The following is a 16,070-nucleotide window of genomic DNA, read 5'->3' as shown; positions in this document are numbered from 1 at the left end:
AACCGGTGCCTCGGGGGTGCTCATCAGAGCACCCCCATGCACATTCAACAATTGTCAACAACCTTTTGCCTAAAGGTTGTTGAGTGGACACCCGGAACCAATTTCCTACTGCCTGGTAGGGGCATACCCTCGCCCCATGCGCCGAGCGAAAATCGTATGTACCCTGGGCCCCGCCACCGACTCATACGACCAGATCAAAGCCCTGGTCGAAGCCGGAATGGACATCGCCCGCTTCAACCTCAGCCACGGCACCTACGCCGAACACGAGGAGCGATACCGACGCGTCCGCAAGGCCGCCGACGAAACCGGCCGCAGCGTCGGCGTCCTCGCAGACCTTCAAGGCCCGAAGATCCGCCTGGGCCGCTTCCGCGAAGGCCCCGTACTCCTTGAACGCGGCGACGAATTCACCATCACCGTCGAAGACCACGAAGGCGACCGCCACACCTGCGGCACCACTTACAAAGGCCTCGCCGCCGACGTCACCACCGGCGAACGCGTCCTCGTAGACGACGGCCGCGTCACCCTCGAAGTCACCGCAGTCGACGGCCCCCACGTCCGCACCCTCGTCATCGAAGGCGGCATGGTCTCCGACCACAAGGGACTCAACCTCCCCGGCGTCGCAGTCTCCGTACCCGCCCTCTCCGAAAAAGACATCGACGACCTCCGCTGGGCCCTGCGCATCGGCGCCGACGTCATCGCCCTCTCCTTCGTCCGCAGCGGCAACGACATCCAAGACGTCCACCGCGTCATGGACGAAGAAGGCCGACGCCTCCCCGTCATCGCCAAGGTCGAAAAGCCCCAGGCAGTCGAAAACATCGACGACATCGTCGCCGCCTTCGACGGCATCATGGTCGCCCGCGGCGACCTCGGCGTCGAAATGCCCCTGGAACAAGTCCCGATCGTCCAGAAGCGAGCCGTCAAGCTCGCCAAGCGCAACGCCAAACCCGTCATCGTCGCCACCCAAATGCTCGACTCGATGATCGACAACTCCCGACCCACCCGCGCCGAAGCCTCCGACGTCGCCAACGCCGTCATCGACGGCACCGACGCCGTCATGCTCTCCGGCGAAACCAGCGTCGGCAAATACCCCATCGAAACCGTCCGCACCATGGCCCGCATCATCGAAGCCGCCGAAGAGGACATCCTCGCCAAGGGCCTCCCCCCACTCACCGACCGCAACAAGCCCCGCACCCAAGGCGGAGCAGTCGCCCGCGCCGCCGCCGAAATGGGCGACTTCCTCGGAGCCAAATTCCTCGTCGCCTTCACCCAGAGCGGCGACACCGTCCGCCGACTCTCCCGCTACCGCTCACCCATCCCCCTCCTCGCCTTCACCCCCGACCCCGCCACCCGCTCCCAACTCAACCTCACCTGGGGCGTCGAAACCTTCCTCGGCCCCCACGTCGACTCCACCGACGCGATGGTCGCCCAAGTCGAAGAAGAACTCCTGCGCATCGGCCGCTGCGTACCCGGCGACGTCGTCGTCATCACCGCCGGCTCACCCCCCGGAGTCACCGGATCCACCAACCTGGTCCGCGTCCACCACATCGGCGACGCCGTCCGCTGAAGCCGGCACCCCACGGCCCCGGCCACGCCACCGCCTACAGCACCGCCTACAGCACCTCACGTATAAGACGCACCGCGTCGGGCAACACCACAGCACTCCCACCCGTACTCGGGAAGTGCCCGCCCGACGCGGTCACCCGCGCCTGCGCACCCAACTCCCGCACGAACCGCAACACATGCTCACCGGTCTTCTCACCCGTCACCGGGTCATCCGCCGCATGCAGCACCCGGAACTCCCGCGCCGCCCTGCGGATCCGCTGCCAGTCGAACTCCGGCGTGAAGAACGGCGCCAACGCGTCGTACCCCACCTCGCCCGACATCGACGCCACGAACACCACCCCCGCGAACGCCCCCTCGGCCTCCGTGTCGTGCCGCTGAAGCAGCCGCAGCACATTCACCCCGCCCAGGCTGTGACCCACCAGCACGGTCTCACCCGCAGGCGCCCCCGCCGTCTCCGCCTCCAACTCCTTCAGCCACACATCGGCCTCCGGCGCGAAGGGCTCGGGGAAGTTCGGAATCCGCACCTCGTGCCCCTCGGCCGCGAACTCCTCACCCGTCGCCGCGTACCAGTGCTCGCCGCCATTCATCCCGTACCCGTGCGCGATCACGATCTTGCCCATGGCTCCGCCCCTCCCTGCTCCTCGGCCGGTCCGACCGACCCTCAATCAAAACGCTACGCCGCGTTTTGATAAAACGCTAGGGCTATCGTGAAGCCGTGTCAATCACTCCTTCGGGCAACCCGCCCCGCACCGGCGGACGCCTCCGCAACGAAGACGCCCACCACTCCGTCCTCGAAGCCACCGCCGCACTCCTCGTCGAAAACGGCTACGGCGCCCTCACCATCGAAGGCGTCGCCAAACGCGCCAACGTCGCCAAAAGCACCGTCTACCGCTGGTGGAAATCCAAGCCCGCCCTCGTCATGGACGCCTACGCCCACGAAACCGCCACCCGCGTCCCCGAACCCGACACCGGAACCCTCACCGGCGACCTCACCGCCTTCGTCACCGACCTCTACCGCATCGGCGACGACCCCGTCCGCACCAAAGCCCTCACCGGCCTCATGGCCGAAGCCCAACTCGACCCCGCCTTCGCCGAACCCTTCCGGGCCTGGGCCGCCACCCGCCGCGAGGTCGTAGCCACCCTCCTCACCCGCGCCATCACCCGCGAAGAACTCCCCACCACCACCGACCTAGCCCACGCCACCGACCTCGTCTTCGGCCCCTTCTGGTACCGCCTCCTCGTCGCCCACGCACCCCTGAACCCCGCCGACGCAGAAGCCCACGTCACGACCCTCCTACGGGGCCTGACACGCTAAAACCCCCGCCCCGGCCGACCAGCTCGACCAGAACACGGCCAGCGAGCCCCCGAAGCCCTCGACATGCCACTGAGCGCGCCATCCGGCCCCGTCATGCTTGAGAGGTAGGGCGAGATCACCCAGGGGTCGCAGCAAGACGCAACCCAGGCACGACGCCCGGCGCCGGCGCGCGGCGGAGGATCTTGAGGCAACTCGCACGCCAAACGGGAGGTTGCCATGGTCACCGGGAACACACTGTCCGCCAACGCCAACGCCAACGCCGACATCGCCGCCAACCCGGTGCCGCGCTGGGCGAACCGGATGGCCCACGCCGTACCGCTCGCCGTCCTGCCATCCGGGTTATGGCGCATGGCCATGGCCGTGGGCATCCCCGTCGGCTTCAGCGGCCAACTGGCCAAAGACTGGCAACCCGGCCTCGAAACCTCCACCTACATCACCCTGCTGACCCTCATCACCGAAGGACTCGCACTCCTCACCATCGGCCTCGTCAGGCCCTGGGGCGAGACCGTCCCCCGCTGGATACCCCTCCTCAGCGGCAGACGCATCCCGACATGGGCAGTGGTCATCCCAGCGACACTCGGGGCAGCCGCCGTCACCGCGCTGTCCTTGCGGATGTTCTGGGGAGGCACCCCCGCCGATGTCGGCGGATCCGAAGCCCCCCATGGCGCCGCCGCATGGATCATGAACGCCTGCTACGTGCCGATGCTGCTCTGGGGACCGCTGCTCGCCGTCGTCACGATTGCCTATTGCGTGCGGCGCCGAAGCGCCAGCGCATGAGCCTGGACCTGGTCCCCATCGATCGCGAGCCGGCAGCCGGGGCCGTCCTGCTGACCGGTATCCCCGGGAGCGGGAAGTCGACGGTGGCCGCCGCGCTGGCCGACCGCTTCCCGATGTCGGCCCACATCGAGGTGGACGCACTCCAGCAAATGATCGTCAGCGGTGCCCGATGGCCCTCACCGGCCACCAACACCGAAGCCGACCGACAGATCTTCCTACGGGCCCGCAACGCATGTCTCCTGGCCGACAGCTTCGCGGGGGGAGGCTTCATCCCGGTGCTCGATGACGTCGTGGTCCGCCGCTCCCATCTCGACTTCTACCGCAGGACGCTGACGGCCGTGCCGCTCCACATCGTCGTCCTGGCACCCGGCCCGGCAGTCGCATGGCGACGCAACCAGGCTCGGGAGAAGGCCCTGGCCACGGACTGGTCACCCCTGGACGAGGCGATGCGCTCCGAGCTCGCGCAGCAGGGCACCTGGATCGACAACGCTGCGCAGACGGTCGAAGAGACAGTCGAAGCGATCCTGTCTGCGACGGGCCTGGCCGCCAGCCCTGAAGCCGGGCGCTAGTACTTCGGCCCGATGTGTTCGTCCATGAGGGCGACGGAGGCCTTGCGGGCGATGGACACGTTGAAGGGGTCGCTGCCGCGCGCGAGGATCGTCCATTGGACGCCCACTTTCGCGAGGGTGTCCGTGCAGAGCTTGCGGATGTCGTCGGACTTGTTGGTGAAGAAGTACCGGGGGTACTCGTAGCGCTTGCCGTTGCGGACGGTCCAGTTGGTGATCCGACACCCGTCGGAGTGGATCAGTCCCCGGACGAACTCCCAGGGGTGGGCGTCGACGATGGCCTGCTGCCAGTCCTCAAGGGTGATGCGGCGGTCATGTTTCTTACCGGGTCCATGCTGCGGGAACAGTTGTACGAGGTGTTTCGAGTAGACCTTGACGTCATGGCACCCGAGCTTCCTTGCCCGGCATGTCTGGTTGTACGGGAGCACCTTCCGCATAGCCTCTTCTGCGGCGTTCATGAGGCCTGGCCACTTGTCGTCGCAGGTGATCCGCAGGCTCGGTACGCGGTGACTCGCGGGCTGGCTTATGTGGCCGTCGCCGAGATAGAGCCCGAGCAGGTAGGAGTAGGAGGCCGTGTCGGCGGGGGGTGTCCAGGAGTTGACCTCAGCGCGGCGCGGCACGGGTTCCACTCGTACTCGCCAGGAGCGGATCGAGGCCCGGGAGACACCGGTCTCCTTGCTGACGGAGCTCATACTGCGCCCGTCGGCGAGCAGGCTCAGTGTGTGCATGCGGGTGGCCATGTCGTACATGCGATCGACGCTGACATGCGTAATTCGCTCACCTTGCGCATTTCGAAGCGCTTCGCTGAAACGAGTGAAGGTCACGCGATTGTCGCGTGACCTTGGAAAAGAAGGAAAAGTGCCCCAGGTCGGACTCGAACCGACACTGTATGGGTTTTGAATCCATTGCCTGCTGCCAATTGGGCTACTGGGGCCCAGTGAATCGAAGGTTGTCTCCGACCCGCTGCGTGTCCACCATACCGTAGCTAGGTAGGCTCGGGGGAGCTTGATATGCCCCGCAAAGAGGAGCCCCCCGTGACCGCCGAGCACGAGTCGACGCCCACGCCCGACGCCGACCAGTCGCACGTTCCGCCGCTGACGACGCGTGTCGTCATCGCCGAGGACGAGGCGCTCATCCGTCTCGACCTCAAGGAAATGCTGGAGGAAGAGGGCTACGCCGTCGTCGGCGAGGCCGGAGACGGGCAGACCGCCGTTGAGCTGGCGCGGGAGCACCGGCCCGACCTGGTGATCCTCGATGTGAAGATGCCCGTGCTCGACGGGATCTCCGCCGCTGAGAAGATCGCGGAGGAGTCCATCGCCCCCGTGCTGATGCTGACCGCGTTCTCGCAGCGGGATCTGGTCGAGCGGGCGCGGGACGCCGGGGCCATGGCGTATCTCGTGAAGCCCTTCAGCAAGAGCGATGTCGTACCGGCTATTGAGATGGCCGTGTCGCGGTTCGCCGAGCTGCGCGCGCTCGAGAAGGAGGTCGCCGACCTCTCGATGCGGCTGGAGACGCGCAAGCTCGTGGACCGGGCGAAGAGCATTCTGCAGACGCAGTACGGGCTCTCCGAGCCGGCCGCGTTCCGGTGGATCCAGAAGACCTCCATGGACCGCCGGATGTCCATGCAGCAGGTCGCCGAGGCGGTCATCGAGGACGCCGAGGAGAAGAAGGCCGCCGCGGCCAAGGGGGAGTAGTACCCGTAGAGCACGTACGAGTGAGGCCCGCCTCCCGGATTCGGGGGGCGGGCCTCACTCGTACGTGCGTTGCGGATCAGTCCTCGCCGAGGTACGCCTTGCGGACGTCCTCGTTGACGAGGAGCTCGCGGCCGGGGCCCGAGAGGACGACCTTGCCGATCTCCATCACGTGGCCCTGGTCGGCCAGGGAGAGCGCGGCCTGGGCGTTCTGCTCGACCAGGAGGATGGTCGTGCCCTGGGACTTGAGCTCGGCGATGGTCGCCATGATCTTCTGCATCATGATCGGCGAGAGGCCCATCGAGGGCTCGTCCAGCATGAGCAGCTTCGGACGGGACATGAGCGCGCGGCCCATGGCCAGCATCTGCTGCTCGCCGCCCGAGAGGGTGCCCGCGGCCTGCTTGCGGCGCTCGCCCAGGATCGGGAAGAGGTCGTAGGCGCGCTGGACGTCCTTGGCGATGCCGTCCTTGTCCTTGCGCAGGAAGGCGCCGAGGAGGAGGTTGTCCTCGATCGTCATGCGCGGGAAGATGTGCCGCCCCTCGGGGGAGTGGGCGAGGCCGAGCGCGACGATGTCGTGCGCGGGGATCTTCTTGAGGGACTTGCCCTCGAACTTGATCTGGCCGCCGCGCGGCTTGATCAGGCCCGAGAGGGTGCGCAGGGTCGTCGTCTTGCCGGCGCCGTTGGTGCCGATGAGGGTGACGATCTGGCCGGCGTCGACACTGAAGGAGATGCCCTTGACGGCTTCGATCTTGCCGTAGGCGACGCGGAGGTCTTCGACCTCGAGGAGTGCGGTCACCGGTCTTCTCCGTCCGTGCTGGTCGTGCCGTCCGCCGTCTCGCCGTCCGTCGCTTCTTCGTGTGCGGCTTCGCTGTGTGCCTCTGCCGCTTCGACTTCTGCGAGTTCTTCGGCGCCGGGGGCGCCTTCGAAGGGTTCGCCGAGGTAGGCGGCGATGACGCGTTCGTCGCCCTGGACTTCGGCGGCGGTGCCTTCGATGAGCTTTTCGCCCTGGACGAGGCAGGCGACGCGGTCGCAGAGGTTGAAGATGAAGCGCATGTCGTGCTCGATGACGAGGACGGCGATGCCCTGGTCCCGGATGGCGAAGATGAGTTCTTCGGTGGTCCGGGTCTCCTGCGGGTTCATGCCGGCGGTGGGCTCGTCCAGGAGGATGAGGCCGGGGTCGCTGGCGAGCGCGCGGGCGATTTCGAGCTTGCGCTGGTCGCCGTAGGGGAGGTTGCGGGCGAGGTGGTCGGCCTTGTCGGCGAGGCCGATGAACTCGAGGAGTTCCATGGACCGGTTGCGGCTGGCTGCTTCTTCCCGGCCGAAGCTGGGGAGGCGCAGCAGGGAGGACCAGAGGCCGACCTTGGTGCGGGTGTGGCGGCCTACGAGGACGTTTTCCAGGACCGTCATGTTGTTGAAGAGACGGATGTTCTGGAAGGTGCGGGCGATGCCGGCCGCGGTGACCTTGTAGGACTTGGGGGGCAGGACCGTGCCCTTGTACCGGACTTCGCCCTCGGTGGGGATGTAGAGGCCGGTGAGGCAGTTGAAGAAGGTGGTCTTGCCGGCGCCGTTGGGGCCGATGAGTCCGACGATCTCGCCGCTGCGGACGGTCAGGTCGACGTTCTTGACGGCGGTGAGGCCGCCGAAGCGCATCGTGACGCCGCGTGCGTCGAGGACGGTCTCCGCCGTGGTGGCGGGGGTTTCGGTGGTGGTGGTCGTCATGGGTCAGACCCCTGCCTTGCCGAGGACCGCGGGGAGGACTGTGGGCGCTTCCATGTCCTTGTGGAGTTCGAGCTGGTTGCGACGGTTGGGGATGAGGCCTTCGGGGCGCAGGCGCATCAGGATGATGAGTGCGATGCCGAAGGTGAGGAGCTGGTACTCGCCCAGGGACTGGAGCTTGTTGGGGAGCAGGAAGAGGAGTGATCCGCCGACGAGGGGGCCGGAGATGGTTCCCATGCCGCCGAGGACGACTGCGGCGAGCAGGAAGGCGGAGTTCGGGGGTACGGCGTTGGCGAAGACGTACTGGTCCGGGGTGACGGTGTAGTTCACGTGGGCCTGTACGGCGCCTGCGAGTCCGGCGAGGGTGGCGCCGAGGGCGAAGGCGATGAGTTTGACGCGGAAGCCGTTGATGCCCATGGCTTCGGCGGCGGTTTCGTCTTCGCGGATGGCGACCCAGGCGCGGCCGATGCGGGATTCCGCGCTGCGGCGGAAGACCAGGACCACGATGAGGGTGATCAGGAGCATCAGCAGGAAGTAGTTGGCGAAGCGGCCGATGGTGAATCCGGCGATGGTGTGGCTGGCTCCGAAGTCGAATCCGAAGAGGTCGACGTTGGGGATGTTGGCGATGCCGTTGGGCCCGTTGGTGATGTCGGGGCCGGAGACGCCGTCGAGGTTGTTCATGGAGATGCGGAAGATCTCACCGAAGCCGAGCGTCACGATGGCGAGGTAGTCGCCGCGCAGTCGCAGGGTGGGTGCGCCGATCAGGACGCCGAAGACCATGGAGGCGGCGGCGCCGAGGAGTATGGCGGCCCAGAAGGGGAGCTGTACTCCGAAGGGGGAGTTGGGGGAGCCGGAGACCAGGGCCGCGGTGTAGGCGCCGACGCCGAGGAAGGCGACGTAGCCGAGGTCGAGGAGGCCGGTGAGGCCGACGACGATGTTCAGGCCGAGTGCGACGGTGGCGAAGATGAGGATGTTGACGCCGAGGGTCGCGTACTGGTCGTCGGTCTGGGTGAAGGGGAAGGCTGCCGCTGCTGCGAAGGCGCCGACGAGGGCGACGTTGCGGTGGCGGGTGGTGAGGGTGGTGATGCGGGACATCAGGCCGGCCTTGTTGAGGGCGGCGGCGCCGAAGCCGGCGGTGATCAGGAAGCCGATAAAGAGTTCCTGGTACGGGGTGGTGATGCCGTACGTGAAGACGCCGAGGCCGATGGCGAGGACGATGGCGATCAGGAGGATCTCGGTCCAGGCCGGGAGGGCGCGGGCGGGCTTGATCGGGCCGGCGGTGAAGGCTGCCTTGGCGCTGGTGACCTGGTTGTGGGCGTTGTGCTTGAGCTGTTCCCAGCTGCTGTCGTCCGGGTCGGGTCCTTCGAGGGCGGGGCGTTCGAAGGGGAGCGCGAGGGCTCCGACGAGGGCGAGCAGTGAGGTGGCGGCGACGACGTAGCCGCCGGGCTCGAGGTCGGCGATGGCTCCGAGGGTGGAGATGATCGCGACGATGGTGTACCAGGCGGTGGCGAACGCGGCGAGGGCGGAGAGCTTGATCGCGGCGTCGGCGCCGGCCGGGGCGAGCCATCCGAGGCCCTTGACTCCGTAGGAGGCGAGGCCGAAGAGGGTGGTGAGGAGGCCGCCGATGAGGACGAGCCACTGGAGGCCGCCGGGGTATCCGTTGACGGTGAGGTCGCCGGGGAACCGTGCGGTCCAGGTCCAGGAGAGGAAGCAGGAGGCGACGGTGAGGGCGCCGCCTGCGGTGGCGAGGGCGCGGGCCGTCTTCTCGGGGAGGGGGATGAATCCTCGGGGCGCTGCGTTCATGGTCGTGGTGTCCGTGGTGGTGGTCGTCATGGTTCTCACGCCCTGTCCGCGACGCGCTCGCCCAGCAGGCCTTGTGGCCGGAAGAGGAGTACGAGGATGAGGAGGACGAACGCCCAGGTGTTGCCCCAGGACTGTCCGCCGAGCTGCTGGAAGCCGGGGATGTCGGCGACGTAGGCGGTGGTGAGGGTTTCGGCGAGGCCGAGGACGAGGCCACCGATCATGGCGCCGTAGATGTTGCCGATGCCGCCGAGGACTGCTGCGGTGAAGGCCTTGAGGCCGAGCAGGAAGCCCATCTTGAAGTTGACTTCGCCGTATTTGAGGCCGTAGGCGACGGCTCCGACGGCGGCGAAGACTGCTCCGAGGGCGAAGGCGACCGTGATGATGCGGTCGGTGTTGATGCCCATGAGCTTGGCGGTGTCGGGGTCCTGCGAGGTTGCCTGCATGCCGCGGCCGGTGCGGGTCTTCTTGACGAAGAAGCCGAGGAAGGCCATGGATACGGGGGCGGCGAGGAGGAGGAAGACGTCACCGGTCTGGATGGTGACGCTGCCGATGTTGAAGGGGCCGCCGGGGATCTGGGGGAAGACGACGGAGGACTTCGCGTCGGGGTACCAGGCCCATACCGCTTGCTGGAGGGCGAGGGAGAGGCCGATGGCGGTGATGAGCGGGGCGAGGCGGGGTGCGGTGCGCAGGGGCCGGTACGCGAAGCGTTCGGCGCCGACGGCGATGAGGGTGGCGACGATGACGGCGCCGATGAGCATGAGGGGGAGGGCTATCCACATGGTGGTGCCCCCGGGGAGCATCAGCCAGACGGTGAGGGCCCCGAACCCGCCGGTCATGAAGATCTCGCCATGCGCGAAGTTGATGAGCTGGACGATGCCGTAGACCATGGTGTAGCCAATGGCGACGAGCCCGTACATGGATCCCAGTAGCAGGCCGTTGACCAGCTGTTGCGGCAGTTCGTGCACCGCAGGTCCTCCGAGTCTTTCGACGGATGTGACACCGCGCGGGGCGCTTTTTGTGCGCGCCCCGCGCGGCAGGTGTGGTGGTGCTCCGGTGGCCGGCCGTTCGAGCGGACTACCGGCTACCGGTGGGGGTGGCGGTTCGGCTAGCCGAGGGTGCCGGACTCGACGGACTTCCAGTCGTTGCCCTCGACCTTGTAGACGGTGAGCTGCTTGTTGGTGGCGTCACCGAACTCGTCGAAGGAGACCTTGCCGGTCACGCCGTCGAAGGAGACGGACTGGACGGCGGCGAGGACCTTGGCGCGGGCGTCGGCGGGGAGCTTGCCGTTGTTGGCGTCGACGGCGGCCTTGACGGCCTCGATGATCGCCCAGGCGGAGTCGTAGGAGTAGCCGCCGTAGGCGGAGAAGGGCTCCTTGTACGCGGCCTTGGTGTAGTTGGCCACGAACTCCTTGGCGGAGGGCAGGCTCTCGACGGGTGCGCCGACCGAGGTGGCGAGGTCGCCGGCGGCGCCCTCACCCGCGAGCTCGACGTACTTCTTGTCGTAGATGCCGTCGCCGCCGATGAGCGGGATGTTGGTGCCGGAGGCCTTGATCTGCTTGCTGAGCGGGCCGGCTGCGGGGTACTCGCCGCCGTAGTAGACGACGTCGGCGCCGGAGCTCTTGACCTGGGTCACGACGGCGGAGAAGTCCTTGCTCTCCGGGTCGATGTGGCCTTCGCCGACGACCTGGCCGCCGAGCTTGGTGAATTCTCCCTTGAAGGTGCCGGCGAGGCCTGCGCCGTAGGTCTTCTTGTCATCAATGATGAAGACCTTCTTCTTGCCCGCCTTGTTGAAGAGGTACTGCGCCGCGAACGGGCCCTGGACGGCGTCCGTGGTGGCGGTGCGGAAGTAGCTCTTGTAGGTGCGGACCTTCTCGCCGGTGGCCCACTTCGGCCCCTGGGTGAGGGAGGGGCTGGTGTTGGCCGGGGAGATCTGGACGAGCTTGGCGTCGTCGAAGACCTTCTGCATGGACTCCGAGACGGAGGAGTTCAGCGGGCCGACGACACCGAGGACGTCCTTGTCGGCGACGAGCTTGGTGGCGTTCTGCTGGCCGGAGGAGGCCTGTGCCTGGTCGTCGAGGGCCTGGATCTTGAAGGTGACGCCCTTGACGTACTTCTTCTCGTTGGCCTGCTTGACGGCGAGGTCGGCGGAGTTCTTGATGCCGAGGCCGAGGGCGGAGAGGTCGCCGGTCAGCGGGGCGTCTACGCCGATGACGACGGTGGTGTTGCCGCCGTCGCCGGTGTCGGAGCCGGCCTTGTCGTTACGCGAGCCACAGGCGGTGAGAGTGAGGGCGCCCGCGGCGAGCGCGGCGGTCACGGCAATGAGAGAACGCTGACGCACGATCAGTCCTTTCCTGGCACTGCGTCCCCCCTGGGACGCACCGTGTCGAACGCGGGGAACCGAACTGAAGGAAATCCGGTGGTCGCGGTGACTGGCCGTGACTCTAAGCGGGTCCTGGGACCTTATGGAGGGCTTGGGCCAATGATGTGACGCTCTTGTTATGCCACGGCGTAATACATAGCGGATGTCTGCGGGTGGAACGGGGGAATTCCGGCCGGTTCGTCTTGTCCGTATGGTGAGACTGGTGAGGACCGTTAGTCCGTTTGGGTCCTGTCGTGCCAGGACTCTGAGCCCTTTTGGTCATGACGGCGAGGAGGTGCCCGCGTCTCGGCCTTCGGGACAGGCCCTGGTCAGAGCCACGGAGAGGTCCCTGGCATAACGGTCACCGGGGATGTAGCCGTGCTCTTCCTTCTGGAATTTATTACTCAGGGTTACCTCAAGGAATGGGAGTCCGGAATTCCGTGCCACATGCACGCAGTCCGTGACCCGAATCCGCACGACGAGGTCGAGGACTTCGCCCGCCGCGACCGTGGCCGGAAGTGGCGGTCCGCCCACCTCGGCCGTCAGGCCCCCGGAGGACTGGCTCAGCCGCTCCAGGGTGACCGGCGGCCCGGAGGTGGTACGGACACGGACGGTGAACGCGAAGGCGCTGCCGGCCGGCACCGGATCCACCGGACCGAGGTAGGTCAGGGAGAAGACCTGCGAGGGCGCCGGGGGCGTGTACGGGGCCGGGCGCGGCCGGGCCGCGTACAGCGCGGCGCCGCCCGCGGCCACGCCCGACGCGCAGATCAGGGCCGTGGCGACCAGCACGGCCCGCCGGTGGCCCTCGTAGGCCCTGTGGGCCCACCGCGGCGGGCGGGGCGTACGGGGAGCCGGGCGCGGGCTCTCGTGGGCCTCGGTGCCCTCTCCGGGCTCGATGGGGCCGATGCCGCCGCTCATTGCCAGGGGCCGCCGGTCGGGGTGCCGGAGCGGTAGCGCTCGGCGCAGCGCCGCTGCGCCTCGCGGGCGGTGAGCTCGCGGGCAGCGGCGGGGCCCTTGGCGCGCTGTTCGGCGCGGGCGTCGGCGAGGACGGCGAGCAGGATGTCGTTCTGGCCGCCGGACAGGCCCATGGACTGGTAGTCGAGGTGGCCGGCGTCGTTCTCGCCGGGGTTTTCACCGGCCTCCAGGATCACGCCGGTCCAGTGGGTGATCAGGTCGGTGCAGAGCTTCTGGGGTGCGACGGGCGCCGGAGTGGTCACGGGCCGGGCGCCGGATGGGTCGGGGTCGGCGCAGCCGAGCAGCGCGGCGGCCAGCAGTGCCGTCGTCGCCGCTGTGGCCGCGGCGCGCCACGGCGCCGGTCCGGATCCCATGCGGGAACGCTAGACCGGCGCCGCTGCGAGGGCAACGGCTAGTTGTTGCCGTCCTGTTGCGGGTTGAGGTCGCGCAGCAGGCAGGTGAGGCGGGCGGTGCAGATCCGGCGGTCCTGCTCGTCGGTGATGACCACCTCGTAGGTGGTGGTGGAGCGGCCCCGGTGGACGGGGGTGGCGACGCCGGTGACCAGGCCGGAGCGGGCGCCGCGGTGGTGGGTGCAGTTCAGGTCGACGCCGACGGCGACCTTGGTGCTGCCGCCGTGCATCATCGCGCCGACCGAGCCGAGGGTCTCGGCGAGCACGGCGGAGGCGCCGCCGTGGAGGAGTCCGTAGGGCTGGGTGTTGCCCTCGACCGGCATCGTGGCGACGACACGGTCGGCGGAGGCCTCCAGGATCCGGATGTCCATCCGCTTGCCGAGGTCGCCCGCGGAGAACAGCGAGGGCAGGTCGATGCCCAGGGCCGCGTACTCGTCGATGACCTCTTGCGGGAATTTCACCGCGTGCTGCTCGCCCATGGGGGTGACTCCGTTCGAAAACGATCGTTAACCATCTTGTCCTCGGATCGTTCTATCAGGCCGTTTCGAAGCGCACGACGACGGACTTGCTCGCGGGGGTGTTGCTGGTGTCCGCGGTGGAGTCGAGGGGCACCAGCACGTTGGTCTCGGGGTAGTAGGCGGCGGCGCAGCCGCGGGCGGTGGGGTAGTGGACGACGCGGAAGCCCGGGGCACGCCGCTCCACGCCGTCGCGCCATTCGCTGACGAGGTCGGTGTAGGAGCCGTCGGCGAGCCCGAGCTCCGCCGCGTCGAGGGGGTTGACCATGACGACGCGGCGGCCGCCGGTGATGCCGCGGTAGCGGTCGTCGAGCCCGTAGATGGTGGTGTTGTACTGGTCGTGGCTGCGCAGGGTCTGCAGGAGCAGCCGGCCCGCCGGGACGCGCGGGTACTCCACGGGGGCGGCGGTGAAGTTGGCCTTGCCGGTCTTGGTGGGGAAGCGGCGCTCGTCGCGCGGGGCGTGCGGGAGCTGGAAGCCGCCGGGGCGGGCGACGCGGGCGTTGAAGTCCTCGAAGCCGGGGACGACGCGGGAGATCCGGTCGCGGACGGTGCCGTAGTCCCGCTCGAAGTCCTCCCAGGGGGTGCGGGAGGCGGCGCCGAGGACGGCGCGGGCCAGGCGGGCCACGATCGCGGGCTCGGAGAGCAGGTGCGGGGAGGCGGGGGCGAGGTTGCCGCGCGAGGAGTGGACCATGCCCATGGAGTCCTCGACGGTCACGAACTGCTTGCCGGACGCCTGGACGTCCTTGTCGGTGCGGCCGAGGGTGGGCAGGATCAGGGCGCGCCGGCCGGTGACCGCGTGGGAGCGGTTGAGCTTGGTGGACACGTGCACGGTCAGGGAGGCGCGGCGGATCGCGGCCTCGGTGACCTCGGTGTCGGGGGTGGCGCCGACGAAGTTGCCGCCCATGGCGAAGAGGACCTTGGCCTCGCCGTCGCGCAGGGCCTGGATGGAGCGGACCACGTCGAAGCCGTGTTCGCGGGGCGAGGTGATGCCGAATTCCTTGTCGAGGGCGTCGAGGAAGGCGGGCGCGGGGCGTTCGAAGATCCCCATGGTGCGGTCGCCCTGCACGTTGGAGTGGCCGCGGACGGGGCAGACGCCGGCGCCGGGGCGGCCGATGTTGCCGCGCAGCAGCAGCAGGTTGACGACCTCGCGGATGGTGGCGACGGAGTGCTTGTGCTGGGTGAGGCCCATGGCCCAGCAGACGATGGTGCGCTCGGAGGCCAGGATCATGGCCAGGGCGCGCTCGATGTCGGGCCGGGTCAGGCCGGTGGCGGTGAGGGTCTCGTCCCAGTCGGTGTCCGCGGCGGCGGCCGCGAACTCCTCGTACCCGTGGGTGTGCTCGCGGATGAACGCCTCGTCGGTGGCGCCGCCCGCCTCGATGACCAGCTTGTTCAGGAGGCGGAAGAGGGCCTGGTCGCCGCCGATGCGGATCTGGAGGAACAGGTCGTTCAGGGCGGTGCCCTTGAGCATGCCGAGGGGGGTCTGCGGGTTCTTGAAGCGCTCCATGCCGGCCTCGGGCAGCGGATTCACCGAGATGATCTTCGCGCCGGCGGACTTGGCCTGTTCCAGCGCGGAGAGCATGCGGGGGTGGTTGGTGCCCGGGTTCTGTCCGGCGACGATGATCAGGTCGGCCTGGTGGAGGTCCTCCAGGGAGACGCTGCCCTTGCCGATGCCGATCGTCTCGTTCAGTGCGGAGCCCGAGGACTCGTGGCACATGTTCGAGCAGTCGGGGAGGTTGTTGGTGCCGAACTCGCGGACGAACAGCTGGAAGAGGAACGCCGCTTCGTTGCTGGTGCGGCCCGAGGTGTAGAAGAGGGCCTCGTCGGGGGAGTCCAGGGCGCGCAGTTCCTCCGCGACGACCGTGAAGGCCCGCTCCCAGGAGACCGGCTCGTACCGGTCGCCGCCCTCTTCGAGCAGCATGGGGTGGGTGATGCGGCCCTGCTGGCCCAGCCAGTAGCCGGAGCGCCCGGCCAGGTCGGCCAGCGGGTGCGCGGCGAAGAACTCGGGGGTGACCCGGCGCAGCGTGGCTTCCTCGGCGACGGCCTTGGCGCCGTTCTCGCAGAATTCGGCGGTGTGCCGCTTGTCTCCCTCCGGCCAGGCGCAGCCGGGGCAGTCGAAGCCGTTCTTCTGGTTGACCTTGAGGAGGGTGCGGGCGGTGCGCGCCAGCCCCATCTGCTGCTGCGCGATCTTCAGCGTGTGCCCGATGGCGGGCAGGCCCGCGGCCGCGTGCTTGGGGGGCGTCACCTGCGGTGCGTCCTGTACGGGATCCCCTGCGGGCGGCTTGGTGGCCATGTCGCTCCCCTTCGAGCAGCGTGGCGACGGTGCCACGCGATTTCGACTCGCTTCCGATCCTGTCATGGCCCGCGGACATCGCCGAAGCCGGAATTGTCGGAGGGGGGACCT

The 16,070-nt window shown here is 68.3% G+C and carries 16 protein-coding genes and 1 tRNA gene; 5 read left to right on the top strand and 12 right to left on the bottom strand.

Annotated features, from left to right (window positions below):
* The first annotated feature begins 136 nt into the window (after window positions 1-136).
* A complete protein-coding gene (gene pyk, locus OG490_RS09575; protein ID WP_330295850.1) occupies window positions 137-1,564 on the top strand; it encodes a pyruvate kinase in 1,428 nt (475 codons plus the stop codon).
* Window positions 1,565-1,610: 46 nt separating this feature from the next.
* Here pyk and OG490_RS09570 read toward each other — a convergent pair whose 3' ends face one another.
* Entirely contained in the window at window positions 1,611-2,183 is a 573-nt protein-coding gene (locus OG490_RS09570; RefSeq protein WP_330295849.1) for an RBBP9/YdeN family alpha/beta hydrolase, read from the bottom strand.
* 95 nt (window positions 2,184-2,278) lie between these two features.
* On the opposite strand from OG490_RS09570, the gene OG490_RS09565 reads away from it, so the two are divergent.
* The 3 genes from OG490_RS09565 (at window position 2,279) to OG490_RS09555 (ending at window position 4,224) form a co-directional block, all read left to right on the top strand.
* Complete coding sequence (locus tag OG490_RS09565; protein WP_330295848.1) at window positions 2,279-2,878, top strand: TetR/AcrR family transcriptional regulator; 600 nt, start codon at window positions 2,279-2,281, stop codon at window positions 2,876-2,878.
* A 216-nt stretch (window positions 2,879-3,094) separates the two neighbouring features.
* On the top strand, window positions 3,095-3,655 hold the full coding sequence (locus OG490_RS09560) for a hypothetical protein (protein WP_330295847.1): 561 nt from the start codon (window positions 3,095-3,097) through the stop codon (window positions 3,653-3,655).
* Window positions 3,652-4,224, top strand: a complete 573-nt coding sequence (locus OG490_RS09555) for an AAA family ATPase (RefSeq protein ID WP_330295846.1) — start codon at window positions 3,652-3,654, stop codon at window positions 4,222-4,224. Before OG490_RS09560 ends, OG490_RS09555 begins: the two co-directional genes overlap by 4 nt.
* Here OG490_RS09555 and OG490_RS09550 read toward each other — a convergent pair.
* Both OG490_RS09550 and OG490_RS09545 read right to left on the bottom strand, forming a co-directional pair.
* Window positions 4,221-4,970 carry a transcriptional regulator gene (locus OG490_RS09550; protein ID WP_330295845.1) on the bottom strand — a complete coding sequence of 250 codons (750 nt, stop codon included), beginning with the start codon at window positions 4,968-4,970 and terminating at the stop codon, window positions 4,221-4,223. The genes OG490_RS09555 and OG490_RS09550 overlap by 4 nt on opposite strands.
* A gap of 110 nt (window positions 4,971-5,080) precedes the next feature.
* A tRNA-Leu gene (locus tag OG490_RS09545) sits at window positions 5,081-5,155 on the bottom strand.
* 100 nt (window positions 5,156-5,255) lie between these two features.
* Here OG490_RS09545 and OG490_RS09540 point away from each other — a divergent pair.
* Complete coding sequence (locus OG490_RS09540) at window positions 5,256-5,915, top strand: ANTAR domain-containing response regulator (RefSeq protein WP_330295844.1); 660 nt, start codon at window positions 5,256-5,258, stop codon at window positions 5,913-5,915.
* A 76-nt stretch (window positions 5,916-5,991) separates the two neighbouring features.
* Here OG490_RS09540 and OG490_RS09535 read toward each other — a convergent pair whose 3' ends face one another.
* The 9 genes from OG490_RS09535 to OG490_RS09495 all read right to left on the bottom strand — a co-directional run bounded on the left by OG490_RS09535 (window position 5,992) and on the right by OG490_RS09495 (window position 15,959).
* Window positions 5,992-6,708 carry an ABC transporter ATP-binding protein gene (locus tag OG490_RS09535; RefSeq protein WP_330295843.1) on the bottom strand — a complete coding sequence of 239 codons (717 nt, stop codon included), beginning with the start codon at window positions 6,706-6,708 and terminating at the stop codon, window positions 5,992-5,994.
* Complete coding sequence (locus OG490_RS09530) at window positions 6,705-7,631, bottom strand: ABC transporter ATP-binding protein (protein ID WP_330295842.1); 927 nt, start codon at window positions 7,629-7,631, stop codon at window positions 6,705-6,707. The genes OG490_RS09535 and OG490_RS09530 overlap by 4 nt, the downstream gene beginning before the upstream one ends.
* A gap of 3 nt (window positions 7,632-7,634) precedes the next feature.
* On the bottom strand, window positions 7,635-9,461 hold the full coding sequence (locus OG490_RS09525) for a branched-chain amino acid ABC transporter permease (RefSeq protein WP_330295841.1): 1,827 nt from the start codon (window positions 9,459-9,461) through the stop codon (window positions 7,635-7,637).
* A 5-nt stretch (window positions 9,462-9,466) separates the two neighbouring features.
* Entirely contained in the window at window positions 9,467-10,396 is a 930-nt protein-coding gene (locus OG490_RS09520; protein WP_330295840.1) for a branched-chain amino acid ABC transporter permease, read from the bottom strand.
* A gap of 140 nt (window positions 10,397-10,536) precedes the next feature.
* Entirely contained in the window at window positions 10,537-11,769 is a 1,233-nt protein-coding gene (locus tag OG490_RS09515) for a branched-chain amino acid ABC transporter substrate-binding protein (protein WP_330295839.1), read from the bottom strand.
* Window positions 11,770-12,069: 300 nt separating this feature from the next.
* On the bottom strand, window positions 12,070-12,708 hold the full coding sequence (locus tag OG490_RS09510; RefSeq protein WP_330295838.1) for a Tat pathway signal sequence domain protein: 639 nt from the start codon (window positions 12,706-12,708) through the stop codon (window positions 12,070-12,072).
* Window positions 12,705-13,118, bottom strand: coding sequence for a hypothetical protein (locus tag OG490_RS09505; protein WP_330295837.1), 414 nt, complete (start codon window positions 13,116-13,118; stop codon window positions 12,705-12,707). Before OG490_RS09505 ends, OG490_RS09510 begins: the two co-directional genes overlap by 4 nt.
* 38 nt (window positions 13,119-13,156) lie before the next feature.
* Entirely contained in the window at window positions 13,157-13,633 is a 477-nt protein-coding gene (locus tag OG490_RS09500) for a PaaI family thioesterase (protein WP_330295836.1), read from the bottom strand.
* Between the two features lie 55 nt (window positions 13,634-13,688).
* A complete protein-coding gene (locus OG490_RS09495; protein WP_330295835.1) occupies window positions 13,689-15,959 on the bottom strand; it encodes an FdhF/YdeP family oxidoreductase in 2,271 nt (756 codons plus the stop codon).
* Between the last annotated feature and the right edge of the window lie 111 nt (window positions 15,960-16,070).

It is taken from the genome of Streptomyces sp. NBC_00503 (assembly GCF_036346895.1).
Taxonomy (GTDB): Bacteria; Actinomycetota; Actinomycetes; order Streptomycetales; family Streptomycetaceae; genus Streptomyces.
The sequence above is the reverse complement of the archived record's forward strand: the minus strand, read 5'-3'. Positions and strand labels throughout refer to the sequence as shown.

Coding starts and splice junctions, on each gene's coding strand:
- OG490_RS09505 (WP_330295837.1), bottom strand. CDS start 13,118: ATGGGATCCGGACCGGCGCCGTGGCGCGCCGCGGCCACAGCGGCGACG.
- pyk (WP_330295850.1), top strand. CDS start 137: ATGCGCCGAGCGAAAATCGTATGTACCCTGGGCCCCGCCACCGACTCA.
- OG490_RS09530 (WP_330295842.1), bottom strand. CDS start 7,631: ATGACGACCACCACCACCGAAACCCCCGCCACCACGGCGGAGACCGTC.
- OG490_RS09525 (WP_330295841.1), bottom strand. CDS start 9,461: ATGACGACCACCACCACGGACACCACGACCATGAACGCAGCGCCCCGA.
- OG490_RS09555 (WP_330295846.1), top strand. CDS start 3,652: ATGAGCCTGGACCTGGTCCCCATCGATCGCGAGCCGGCAGCCGGGGCC.
- OG490_RS09510 (WP_330295838.1), bottom strand. CDS start 12,708: ATGAGCGGCGGCATCGGCCCCATCGAGCCCGGAGAGGGCACCGAGGCC.
- OG490_RS09570 (WP_330295849.1), bottom strand. CDS start 2,183: ATGGGCAAGATCGTGATCGCGCACGGGTACGGGATGAATGGCGGCGAG.
- OG490_RS09550 (WP_330295845.1), bottom strand. CDS start 4,970: ATGTACGACATGGCCACCCGCATGCACACACTGAGCCTGCTCGCCGAC.
- OG490_RS09560 (WP_330295847.1), top strand. CDS start 3,095: ATGGTCACCGGGAACACACTGTCCGCCAACGCCAACGCCAACGCCGAC.
- OG490_RS09495 (WP_330295835.1), bottom strand. CDS start 15,959: ATGGCCACCAAGCCGCCCGCAGGGGATCCCGTACAGGACGCACCGCAG.
- OG490_RS09500 (WP_330295836.1), bottom strand. CDS start 13,633: ATGGGCGAGCAGCACGCGGTGAAATTCCCGCAAGAGGTCATCGACGAG.